Annotated in this window: 8 protein-coding genes and 1 riboswitch; of the genes, 4 read left to right on the forward strand and 4 right to left on the reverse strand. The window is 69.2% G+C overall.

Annotation, left to right across the window (positions count from 1 at the left end):
- The first annotated feature begins 171 nt into the window (after positions 1–171).
- The 4 genes from ACWDS7_RS07865 to ACWDS7_RS07880 all read left to right on the forward strand — a co-directional run bounded on the left by ACWDS7_RS07865 (position 172) and on the right by ACWDS7_RS07880 (position 5,661).
- Complete coding sequence (locus tag ACWDS7_RS07865; protein WP_451928620.1) at positions 172–768, forward strand: MgtC/SapB family protein; 597 nt, start codon at positions 172–174, stop codon at positions 766–768.
- A 133-nt stretch (positions 769–901) separates the two neighbouring features.
- Positions 902–2,548 (forward strand): DNA repair helicase XPB, encoded by a 1,647-nt coding sequence (locus ACWDS7_RS07870; protein ID WP_451928621.1) that lies wholly within the window; start codon positions 902–904, stop codon positions 2,546–2,548.
- Positions 2,549–3,212: 664 nt separating this feature from the next.
- Positions 3,213–5,231 carry a HelD family protein gene (locus tag ACWDS7_RS07875; RefSeq protein WP_451928622.1) on the forward strand — a complete coding sequence of 673 codons (2,019 nt, stop codon included), beginning with the start codon at positions 3,213–3,215 and terminating at the stop codon, positions 5,229–5,231.
- Positions 5,232–5,241: 10 nt separating this feature from the next.
- Positions 5,242–5,661, forward strand: coding sequence for a GNAT family N-acetyltransferase (locus tag ACWDS7_RS07880; protein WP_451928623.1), 420 nt, complete (start codon positions 5,242–5,244; stop codon positions 5,659–5,661).
- Positions 5,662–5,963: 302 nt separating this feature from the next.
- On the opposite strand, the gene groL is transcribed toward ACWDS7_RS07880, so the two are convergent.
- From groL to thrC, 4 genes are all read right to left on the reverse strand, one after another.
- Positions 5,964–7,589, reverse strand: a complete 1,626-nt coding sequence (gene groL / locus ACWDS7_RS07885) for a chaperonin GroEL (protein WP_306862916.1) — start codon at positions 7,587–7,589, stop codon at positions 5,964–5,966.
- Between the two features lie 340 nt (positions 7,590–7,929).
- Complete coding sequence (locus tag ACWDS7_RS07890) at positions 7,930–8,130, reverse strand: cold-shock protein (protein WP_012895270.1); 201 nt, start codon at positions 8,128–8,130, stop codon at positions 7,930–7,932.
- Between the two features lie 328 nt (positions 8,131–8,458).
- A complete protein-coding gene (locus tag ACWDS7_RS07895; protein WP_306862908.1) occupies positions 8,459–8,734 on the reverse strand; it encodes a MoaD/ThiS family protein in 276 nt (91 codons plus the stop codon).
- A 23-nt stretch (positions 8,735–8,757) separates the two neighbouring features.
- Positions 8,758–10,020, reverse strand: coding sequence for a threonine synthase (gene thrC / locus ACWDS7_RS07900; protein ID WP_451928624.1), 1,263 nt, complete (start codon positions 10,018–10,020; stop codon positions 8,758–8,760).
- Positions 10,021–10,034: 14 nt separating this feature from the next.
- A riboswitch (SAM riboswitch) is annotated at positions 10,035–10,175 on the reverse strand.
- Positions 10,176–10,457 lie beyond the last annotated feature (282 nt).

Raw genomic sequence — 10,457 nt, forward strand, 5'->3', positions numbered from 1 at the left:
ACACGCGGATCCTCAGCCTCAGCCGCGCACGCGGAGGGCTCCGCCGCCCGCCGGGACGCGGGGATTCCCCCGCGGTCCGGTCCCGCCGGATACGGCTGTGACACACGGCACAAGCCCCATATCGTGATATTTCTTGATGTTCCCGGCTCAACACGAAGCGAGAGATTCACAGTGAGCACTGGTAACCCCGAAGGTCCCAGCACGAACCCGGACGACTGGAAGAGCCCCTACAGCACGGGTCCCGGTCAGACTCCCGGGTACGGCCAGCAGCCCTACGGCCACGAGCAGTCCGGCCAGGGCTACGGGCAGCAGCCTGACTACGGACAGGGACAGGGTTACGGGCAGCCGACCTACGGCGAGTCGCCCTACGGGCAGGGCTACGGGCAGCCGACCTACGGCGAGCCGGCCCAGGGCTACGGGCAGGGCTACGGACAGGGCTACGGCGAGTCGCCCTACGGGCAGGGCTACGGGCAGCCGGGCTACGGTTACCCGACCCCGCCGCGCCAGAACAACGACGGCGTCCGGACCCACGCGATCGTCGCGCTCGTCATCAGCATCGTGCTGGCCCTGAGCTGCTACGTCAGCCTGGGCGGCATCGCCGGGGCCATCATGTCCGGCATCGCGCTGGGCAAGGTCGAGAACGACCCCCAGAGCGCGCGGAACCTTCTCAAGTGGACCTGGATCGGCATCGGCATCAACGTCGCGCTGGTCGTCCTGGGCATCGGCGCCTTCATCGTCGCGGGCGTCAACGGCGCCTTCGACAGCTGAGCCGGTCAGGGACTGTCAGGAGGCTCATCTCTGTTGGACATACGGAGCGGGGGACGACGGGCCGGGAACGGCCCGGCGGATCCCCGTGCGAGTGTCACCATGGGCTCGCCGGCCGTACACAAGGGAGAAGTCTTTGACTGACGGACCATTGATCGTCCAATCCGACAAGACCCTGCTGCTCGAAGTCGACCACGACAGGGCCGACGAGTGCCGCAAGGCGATCGCGCCCTTCGCCGAGCTGGAGCGCGCTCCCGAGCACGTGCACACCTACCGGATCACCCCGCTGGCGCTGTGGAACGCGCGGGCCGCCGGGCACGACGCCGAGCAGGTGGTCGACGCGCTGATCGGCCACAGCCGCTACCCGGTGCCGCACGCGCTGCTGGTCGACATAGCCGAGACCATGGCCCGCTACGGCAGGCTCCGCCTGGAGAAGCATCCCGTCCACGGGCTCGTCCTGACCAGCACCGACCGGGCCGTGCTGGAGGAGGTGCTGCGCTCCAAGAAGATCCAGCCGCTGCTGGGCGAGCGGCTGGACGCCGACGCGGTGGCGGTGCATCCGAGCGAGCGCGGCAACATCAAGCAGCACCTGCTCAAGCTGGGCTGGCCGGCCGAGGACCTGGCCGGATACGTCGACGGCGAGCACCACCCGATCACGCTGACCGAAGACGGCTGGGAGCTGCGCCCCTACCAGCGCGAGGCCGCCGAGGCGTTCTGGCACGGCGGCTCGGGCGTGGTCGTGCTCCCCTGCGGGGCGGGCAAGACGATCGTGGGCGCGGCGGCGATGTCGCACGCCAAGGCGACGACGCTGATCCTGGTGACCAACACGGTCTCGGCGCACCAGTGGAAGCAGGAGCTGATCAAGCGGACCTCGCTGACCGAGGACGAGATCGGCGAATACACCGGCACCAAGAAGGAGATCCGGCCGGTCACCATCGCCACCTACCAGGTGATGACGACCCGCAGGCAGGGTGTCTACCGCCATCTGGAGCTGTTCGACGCCCGCGACTGGGGTCTGGTGGTCTACGACGAGGTGCACCTGCTGCCCGCGCCGATCTTCCGGATGACCGCCGACCTGCAGGCCCGGCGGCGGGTGGGGCTGACCGCGACGCTCGTGCGCGAGGACGGCCGGGAGGGCGACGTGTTCTCCCTGATCGGCCCCAAGCGCTACGACGCGCCGTGGAAGGAGATGGAGAACCAGGGCTGGATCGCCCCGGCCGACTGCGTCGAGGTCCGGGTGACCCTGACCGACGACGAGCGGCTGGCCTACGCGATGGCCGAGTCCGAGGAGCGCTACCGGTTCTGCGCGACCACGCCGTCTAAGAGCCGGGTGACCGAGGCGCTGGTCCGGCGGCACCCGGACGATCAGGTGCTGGTGATCGGCCAGTACATCGACCAGCTCGACGAGCTGGGCGAGCACCTGAACGCACCGGTGATCAAGGGTGAGACGAAGGTCAAGGAACGGGAGCGGCTGTTCCAGGCGTTCCGCGACAAGGAGATCCAGGTCCTGGTCGTCTCCAAGGTCGCCAACTTCTCCATCGACCTTCCGGAGGCGGCGGTGGCCATCCAGGTCTCCGGCACCTTCGGATCACGTCAGGAGGAGGCGCAGCGGCTCGGCCGCGTGCTGCGGCCCAAGTCCGGCGGGGGCGGGGCCCGCTTCTACTCGGTGGTCAGCCGGGACACGGTCGACCAGGAGTTCGCCGCGCACCGGCAGCGGTTCCTGGCCGAACAGGGCTATGCCTATCAGATCATCGACGCGGACGACGTGCTCGCCGGCGATTAGCGTCACAAGGCGAACACGCCGTCATCTGTGTCAATCAGGTCCACGAAATACCGCAGGCTTTCGACAAAGAAACCACCCCCTCGCTAGGCCGCGACGGCCACTGGCGACATACCCCATGATCTGCGTGAGTCACCGGATTTGCCCGGGTTTTTCGCTATTTTGAGGCAGAATCACGGAGGGTGTCAGCGTAGTTACCGAAATGCCGACCGATTGGGCCGCCGAACCCCCTTTCACCGGCTCCGGGGTGGTCACCCGCGGGCCACGGAGGCCGGGAGGACCGCCTCGCCGGGAGATCCCGGAGACGGCCGGGCGCCCGCCGCGCGACGGACGGCGGGCCCCGCCGGTGGAGCGGAACCCCTGACGCCCGCACCCCTCCGGCCTGCCCGGACGCGGCCGGGCGGGCGGCCTCCGAGGTCCGGTCGGCCCCGCGTCCCACCGGACGGAGAGATCACCCGGCCGGGCGGAGGGAGAGCCGGGCGGCTCCGGGCACGGGACGTAGAAGATTGGACACGCTCGGTATATCGGGATGGTCCGCGCGATTCTCCGGGAAACCACCCCGCCAGGCGGTTAATCCTTTTGAGCGAGTGAAGGCGGGCCGGTAAGCTAGCCGATTCGCTGCCTGATGACCTACCACCTCCGTTTATCGAATGGGAGGCGCTTCCGCGTGCCCGCACATCAATTGGCCCCCGACATAACCGGCGACCCGGCCGACACCCTCGCCGCCGAACGCGCGCACCTGGCCGCATCCAGGGCCGCCCTGCGCGCCATGCGCGAACACGCCCAGTCCCTGTCCTCCGACGCCGCCGGAGACTGGGTCTCGCAGCAGATCCTGCAGGCCCTGCTGGACCAGCGGGTGGCGGCGCTCGCCGACCACTCCGGCACCCCCCTGTTCTTCGGCCGCCTCGACCGGGACGCGGACGACGACCTCCCCGGCACCGTCTACGTCGGGCGCAGGCACGTCCACGACGACCGCAGCCGCCCCCTGGTGATCGACTGGCGGGCTCCGGTCTCCCGGGCCTTCTACCAGGCCAGCCCGGCCGACCCGATGGGCGTGGCGCTCCGCCGGCGCTTCGGCTACCACGGCGGGGACCTGACCGCCTACGAGGACGAGCCGCTCGACCAGGGCGGCGCCCCGCAGCACAGCAGGATCCTCACCGAGGAGATCGAGCGGCCCCGCTCCGGCCCGATGCGCGACATCGTCGCGACCATCCAGCCCGACCAGGACGAGATCGTCCGGTCCGAGCTCGGCCAGACCGTCTGCGTGCAGGGCGCGCCCGGCACCGGGAAGACCGCCGTCGGCCTGCACCGGGCGGCCTACCTGCTCTTCACCCACCGGGAGAAGCTCGCCCGCTCCGGCGTGATGATCGTCGGCCCGAACCGGGCCTTCCTGTCCTACATCTCCTCGGTGCTCCCCGCGCTGGGCGAGGTCAAGGTCGACCAGACCACGGTCGCCGGGATCCTGGGCGACCACTCCGCCCCGGAGGACCCCGCGGTCAGTGCGGTGAAGGGAGACGCCAGGATCGCGCCGGTGCTCAGGCGCGCCCTGTGGATGCACATCGTCAAGCCCACCGAGGGCGTGCTGTTCACCAAGGGCGTCAACCGCTACCGGGTGGCCGACCACGAGGTCCGCGAGGTCGTCGCCGCGCTCCGCGGGACCACCCGTTACGGCCCCGGCAGGGCGGCCCTCGCCCAGCGGCTGGCCCACCTGGTGCTCGTCCGGATGGAGCAGCGCGGCGAGTCCCCCGACGACCGGGTGCAGGACGCGGTGGCGCGCTCCAAGCCGGTCAAGCAGCTCGTGGACCAGGTGTGGCCCAAGCTGACCCCCCAGCAGGTGCTCCACCGGCTCTTCAGCGACCCCGAGTTCCTCGCCGCCGCCGCCAAGGACGACCTCACCGCCGCCGAGCAGGCCCTGCTCCTGTGGGCCAGACCGGCCAAGTCCCACCGCTCGGCGAAGTGGTCGGCCGCCGACGGCGCGCTGATGGACGAGCTCGGCGACCTGATCGAACGGACCGCGCCGCTGGGGCACCTGGTCGTGGACGAGGCCCAGGACCTGTCGGCGATGCAGTTGCGCGCCCTCGGCCGGCGCTGCCGTACCGGCTCGGCCACCGTCCTGGGCGACCTCGCCCAGGGCACGACCCCCTGGTCGGCCCGCTCCTGGAGCGAGGTCCTCACCCACCTGGGCTTCGAGGACGGCGCGGTCACCGAGCTGACGCTCGGCTTCCGTGTCCCCCGTGAGGTGCTCGACTACGCCGCCAGGCTGCTGCCCGCCGTCGCCCCGGGCCTGGCCGCCCCCCGGTCTCTCCGTCCCGGCCTGGGCTCCCTGTCGGTACGGCCCGCCCCCGACCCGGCCGCCGCGCTCGCGCAGGCGGTGCGGGAGGCGCTCGCCCGGGAGGGGTCGATCGGCGTCATCGTCCCGGACGCCTCGGTCGCGGCCGTGTCGGAGTCGCTGTCCCAGCTGGACCACCGCGTGCTGAGCCCCGACTCGGTGGAGGAGCACCGCCTGCTGGTCATCCCGGCGACCCTGGCCAAGGGTCTGGAGTACGACCACGTCATCGTGGTCGAACCGGCCGACATCGTGGACGCCGAGCCGCGCGGCCTGGCCCGCCTCTACGTGGTCCTGACCCGGGCGGTCACCTCCCTGACCGTCCTGCACACCAGGGAGCTCCCCGCGCAGCTCTGCTAGTTTCCGGCCCATGGGAATCAATGTCCGGAACGGGGAGCTCGACGACGTCGACGCGCTGCTGTCCTTCTGGCTCGGAGCCGCCGAGGGGACCGACCGGCACGACGACCCGGCCAAGGTGGTCGCGCTCATCGAGCGCGACCCCGAGGCCGTTCTCATCGCGGAGGTCGACGGGGAGATGGCCGGCACCCTGATCGCGGGCTGGGACGGCTGGCGCGCCCACCTCTACCGGCTGGCGGTGGCCCCCGGCCGCCGCCGCCAGGGGATCGGGACCGCCCTGATCCGGGCCGCGGAGCAGCGTTTCGCACAATTCGGCGCTTTCCGCGCCGACGCTATGGTCCTGCACGACAATGTCCTGGCCCATCGCGCCTGGGGCGCCGCCGGTTATGCTCCCCAGCCGCAGTGGTCGCGCTGGGTCAAGGCCCTGAGTTAGGACACCCGGCCCGATTGCCCGCGATTCCCGCGCGGACCGCGTTTCCCCGTGGGGACAGCGTCTTGACCGGCTGCCGGCCGCGTAGAAAAGAACGTTGTTCGGTCCTTTGGGCCCGGCTGAACGGCTTCATCCGGCGGACACGAACCCCTTTGACGGGAGACCCGCCTCTTTGATGAAGGGCGGCGCCCGGACGGACAACGGCGCACCGCCGCGGTGGCGGGTGTTCGACCGGCGGCGCCGGTGAACGCGGAAAGAGGCGACCCCGGACACCGGGGACGCCTCTTTCTGGGAAAGCTCCGGACTTAGAAGTCCATGTCGCCGCCGCCGGGCATGGCGGGAGCGGCACCGGCCTTCTCGGGCTTCTCGGCGATGACGGCCTCGGTGGTCAGGAACAGCGCCGCGATGGACGCCGCGTTCTGCAGGGCCGAACGCGTCACCTTGGCCGGGTCGATGATGCCCGACTCGAACATGTTGACGTACTCGCCGGAGGCGGCGTTCAGGCCCTCACCCGGGGTGAGGTTGCGCACCTTCTCCACCACGACGCCGCCCTCGAGGCCGGCGTTGACGGCGATCTGCTTCAGCGGCTCCTCCAGAGCCTTGCGGACGATCGCGGCACCGGTGGCCTCGTCGCCCAGCAGCTCCAGCTTGTCGAAGGCCTTGGCGCCGGCCTGCAGCAGCGCCACGCCACCGCCGGGGACGATGCCCTCCTCGACGGCCGCCTTGGCGTTGCGCACCGCGTCCTCGATGCGGTGCTTGCGCTCCTTGAGCTCGACCTCGGTCGCCGCGCCGGCCTTGATGACGGCCACGCCGCCGGCCAGCTTGGCGAGGCGCTCCTGGAGCTTCTCGCGGTCGTAGTCGGAGTCGGTGTTGTCGATCTCGGCGCGGATCTGGTTGACCCGGCCGGCGATCTGCTCGGCGTCGCCGGCACCGTCGACGATGGTGGTCTCGTCCTTGGTGACGATGACCTGGCGGGCGCGGCCGAGCTGGTCGAGCGTGGTCGACTCCAGCTTCAGGCCCAGGTCCTCGCTGATGACCTGCGCGCCGGTCAGGATGCCGATGTCGCCCAGCATGGCCTTGCGACGGTCACCGAAGCCGGGAGCCTTGACCGCGACCGAGCGGAACAGGCCACGGATCTTGTTGACGACCAGGGTGGCCAGGGCCTCGCCCTCGATGTCCTCGGCGATGATCAGCAGCGGCTTGCCGGCCTGCACGACCTTGTCGAGGACCGGGAGCAGGTCCTTGTTGGCGGAGACCTTGGAGTTGACGACGAGGATGTAGGGGTCGTCGAGGACGGCCTCCATACGCTCCGGGTCGGTCACGAAGTAAGGCGAGATGTAGCCCTTGTCGAAGCGCATGCCCTCGGTGAGCTCAAGCTCCAGGCCGAAGGTGTTGCTCTCCTCGACGGTGATGACGCCTTCCTTGCCGACCTTGTCCATCGCCTCGGCGATCATCTCGCCGATCTGCGGGTCGCCCGCGGAGATGGAGGCGGTGGAGGCGATCTGCGCCTTCGTCTCCACGTCCTTGGCCAGCTTGGAGAGCTCCTCGCTGACGCGCTCGACGGCGGCCTCGATGCCCTTCTTCAGCGACATCGGGTTGGCGCCGGCGGCGACGTTGCGCAGACCCTCGCGTACCAGGGCCTGGGCGAGCACGGTGGCGGTGGTGGTGCCGTCACCCGCGACGTCGTCGGTCTTCTTGGCGACTTCCTTGACGAGCTCGGCCCCGATCTTCTCCCACGGGTCCTCGAGCTCGATCTCCTTGGCGATGGAGACACCGTCGTTGGTGATGGTGGGGGCGCCCCACTTCTTCTCCAGGACGACGTTACGGCCCTTGGGGCCGAGGGTCACCTTGACGGCGTCCGCGAGCTGGTTCATACCGCGCTCGAGACCGCGCCGGGCGTCCTCGTCAAACGCGATCATCTTGGCTGCCATACGGCTAGACCTCCCAAACGCAGGGTGGCTTGCACCAGATCGAGCCGACGCCCGCGACGGCATGTGGACCCGCGACTCCGTTCGGCGGGTCCCATCGTCTCGATCCAGGGTTGGCACTCTCCAACAGGGAGTGCCAACGAACTGTTTAGCACTCTACCCTGCCGAGTGCAAGCTGTGGGGCCCTGACCTGCACCCAGCTTAGAACGAGGTCCCGCCTTCACGGCGAAGGCCCGGCCCGCCGGCTGCGCGGCGAGCCGGGCCGACCGCCGGAAGATCCACGCGGACTGCGCTGCCGCGGGATCCACCGACGTTTCCCGACGAATGGACGGAAAGGGGTGCGTCAGACCGCCCGGACGGATTCCGCCTGGGGGCCCTTCTGGCCTTGAGTGATCTCGAACTCGACCCGCTGGCCCTGCTCGAGCGCACGATAGCCATCCATCATGATCGCGGAGTAATGGACGAACACATCCTTACCACCGTCTACCGCGATGAAGCCGTAGCCCTTGTCCGCGTTGAACCATTTGACGGTGCCTTGCGCCACTTCTGACTCCTCTTACTGGACTTGAGGACGCCGCCCATTCCTCTCGCGAAGTCCTCAATCTCCGAGGCGTAGACATCGCCTACGTCGATCGTTCTCGACCATACCTGTGGGACACCATAGGGCAACAGAGTCAATCAGCAAACTACCCCTTTACATACGCATTCAGGGGCGGAGCAGAGTTTTGCCGGTACGATTAATTGGTTAAAAATTGCATCATATCCCCAGGTCAGCAGAGGCGATCTTCCCCGCGAAACACGACACCCGCACGCGGCCGGGCCGCGTGCGGGTGTCAGGGAGAGGCGGGGTGGGCGCGCGGAGGCGCCGGGGGTCAGCCCCCCGCGACCGCCGGAATGATGGAGATCTGGACGCCGGACGGCGTGGCCGTGTCGAGGTTGTCGGCGAAACGGACGTCCTCATCCCCGACATAGACGTTGACAAAACGCCGAATCTTGCCCGTTTCATCGAGAATGCGGGCGCCGATTCCGGGGTGGTCCGCATCGAGCTTCTGCAGAACCTCCCGGAGGGTCTCCCCCTCCGCGGTCACCTCGGCCGAGCCGCCGGTGTAGGTCCGGAGAATCGTCGGAATCCGCACAGAAACGCTCATTATTCAGTCCCTTTCACAAGTTTCTAGGCGATAGCCGTACGGAATGCGTCAAGAGACGGCCGGATGACCGCGGTGGGACGCGCCTGGTCCGCCACCGCGTCGAGGGTCTTGAGGCCGTCGCCGGTGTTGAGGACCACGGTCTCGCCCTCGGGGTCGAGCCGCCCGGAGGCGACCAGCTTGCGCAGCACGCCGACGGTGACGCCGCCCGCGGTCTCGGCGAAGATCCCCTCGGTCCTGGCCAGCAGCCGGATCGCGTCGACGATCTCGGCGTCGGTGACGTCCTCCACCGCGCCGCCGGTGCGCCGGGCGATGTCCAGCACGTAGGGGCCGTCGGCGGGGTTCCCGATCGCCAGCGACTTGGCAATGGTGTCCGGCTTGACCGGGCGGATCACGTCGTGGCCCGCCTTGTAGGCGGCGGAGACCGGGGAGCAGCCCTCGGCCTGGGCGGCGAAGATCTTGTATGGCCGGTCCTCGACGAGACCGAGCGCGATCAGCTCCTTGAACGCCTTGTCGATCTTCGTGAGCTGGGAGCCGGACGCGACCGGGATGACGATCTGGTCGGGGATCCGCCAGCCGAGCTGCTCGGCGATCTCGTAGGCCAGCGTCTTGGAGCCCTCGGCGTAGTAAGGCCGGAGGTTGACGTTGACGAAGCCCCACTTGTCGCCCAGCTCGTCACCGATGAGCTCCGAGCAGAAGCGGTTGACGTCGTCGTAGGTGCCCTCGATGCCGACGAGCTTGCCGCCGTAGACCGACGCCATGACGATCTTGGCCTGCTCCAGGTCCGCGGGGATGAACACGCAGGCGTCCAGCCCGGCCCGGGCGGCGGCCGCGGTCACCGCGCCGGCCAGATTGCCGGTGGAGGAGCAGGACAGGGTGTGGAAGCCGAAGTTGCGGGCCGCCTCGACCGCGATGGCCACCACGCGGTCCTTGAAGGAGTGGGTGGGGTTGCCGGAGTCGTCCTTCACGTGCAACGAGCGGATGCCCAGCTCACGGGCGAGGTTGTCGGCCTTGACGAGCTTGGTCCAGCCGGGCGCCAGGTTGGGCTTGGCGGCCACGTCCGCGGGGACGGGCAGCAGCGAGCGGTAGCGCCAGATGTTCGTCGGCCCCTCGGCGATCTGCTCCCGGGTCACGCGCCCGAAGTCGTAGGCGATCTCAAGGGGCCCGAAACACTCGATACAGGCGAAGCTGGGACCGAGGTCGTAGCGGGCGCCGCATTCGCGGCAGGACAGGGCCGCGGCGGGGCCGAAGTCGAGCGAGGTGGTGGTTTCAGTGCTTGCGAGCGCCATGAAGCGAGGCCTTTCCCTCATCTTCGTCTGCGACCACCCTGGCCGCAGACCGGAATTGGCACCTGTCCCGGCCGACCTCGTCAGATCACGAGTCTTGAACCGGGAGGGTTGCCGGGGCTTCGCAGGGCCGGTCCCTCCACCCCTCTGGATGAGCAAATATTCAGTTGGAACCTGGCGAGCAGGTCTTACGCACTCTACCCCGGCTTGCCTCCATCCTGACCAACCGTCTCACTGTTTGAGATGTAATGTGTTACCTGGCGGACAGTTTGCCGAGATCACGACGTCCGGGAGGCCGCCGCGCCGGGCGCCCGACGCGGCGGCCGGGCCGTCACGGCGCCCTGAAGCCCAGGGCGTAGGGGCCGGAGCCGCGTGAGGCGTACACGCGATAGCGGTAGTAACCCGGCGTGCCGGTGTAATCGATCTTCTCGTCGGGGCCC

The organism is Streptosporangium sp. NPDC003464 (assembly GCF_053588315.1).

Excerpts from the sequence above, each read along its gene's own strand:
- ACWDS7_RS07880 (WP_451928623.1), top strand. The coding sequence starts at position 5,242 with ATGGGAATCAATGTCCGGAACGGGGAGCTCGACGACGTCGACGCGCTG.
- groL (WP_306862916.1), bottom strand. The coding sequence starts at position 7,589 with ATGGCAGCCAAGATGATCGCGTTTGACGAGGACGCCCGGCGCGGTCTC.
- ACWDS7_RS07895 (WP_306862908.1), bottom strand. The coding sequence starts at position 8,734 with ATGAGCGTTTCTGTGCGGATTCCGACGATTCTCCGGACCTACACCGGC.
- thrC (WP_451928624.1), bottom strand. The coding sequence starts at position 10,020 with ATGGCGCTCGCAAGCACTGAAACCACCACCTCGCTCGACTTCGGCCCC.